The organism is Planomonospora algeriensis, assembly GCF_977012225.1.
The window spans coordinates 1-842 of sequence record NZ_CDRNDK010000974.1 but is presented as its reverse complement, the minus strand read 5'-3'; the positions used below and the strand labels follow the sequence as shown (position 1 = coordinate 842).

The following is an 842-nucleotide window of genomic DNA, read 5'->3' as shown; positions in this document are numbered from 1 at the left end:
GCAGGGCGAGGTCACCGTACCCCTCCCAGACGGCGAACCAGCAGCGCTGCGGTGCACGGGTGTGCCCGGCCAGCAGCATGGCCAGCCGGGCCGCCTGCCGTACCGGCAGCGATCCCTCCTCCGGCGGGTACTCCCAGAGGCCGGGCTGGTCATCGGCATGGACGAACCGCCATGAACCGGTGATGGAGGGCCACTGCATCGCCGGGTGCGCCAGGCGCCCGTTGGCGCGGGCCACCTGCGCCCACGTCACCTCCTCGGTCCGCTCGACCGGCCCGGCGGGTCCGCCGAGCCGCCGCCGGGCGGGGTGGAACACCCGCGCGTACGCGGCGAAGAGCGGCGGGACCAGGGAACCGACCGTGCCGTCGAAGTCCCGGGCCGCCGCCACCGCCCATGCGGCCGGGGCCGCGTCGCGGCACAGCGTCAGACCATTGATCACGAAAGGCTCGTCCACCCCGGAAGTATGGCCCCGGGCACTCCTGCGGAGTCGATCGAACCGCCGACCGTTTCCCCGTCCGGCACGACCGCGGTCACGGCAGGAGTGCAATGACCGGCTCCCTTCACCGGACCGCCGATAGGAGACAGCACCCGCGCAGGTTGCACTCGCTCATCGTTCATGATCGAGAGTGTCCGGTGACCGATCGGCTTGCGTGCACCCCTTCGTTGAACGCAACCCAGTGGATGGCTCGGCGCGGCAAGAGACCGTCTACCAGCCCCTGGCTGGACCATGTCCGGTGTGTCACCATTCACGCATGATCGAATCACGGCCAGGCGCGTCCGCGGTAAGCGAGAAGCTCGGCAGGCGGCTCGTCCTGGCCGGTGTGGTCGGGATCCTGCTTCCCCTC

General features: G+C 70.8%; 1 protein-coding gene. It reads right to left on the bottom strand.

From position 1 onward, the window contains the following. Positions 1–451, bottom strand: a 451-nt coding sequence (locus ACWJ6R_RS37290) for a hypothetical protein (RefSeq protein ID WP_449066696.1), incomplete at its 3' end; no start/stop codon positions are given. Positions 452–842: the final 391 nt, after the last annotated feature.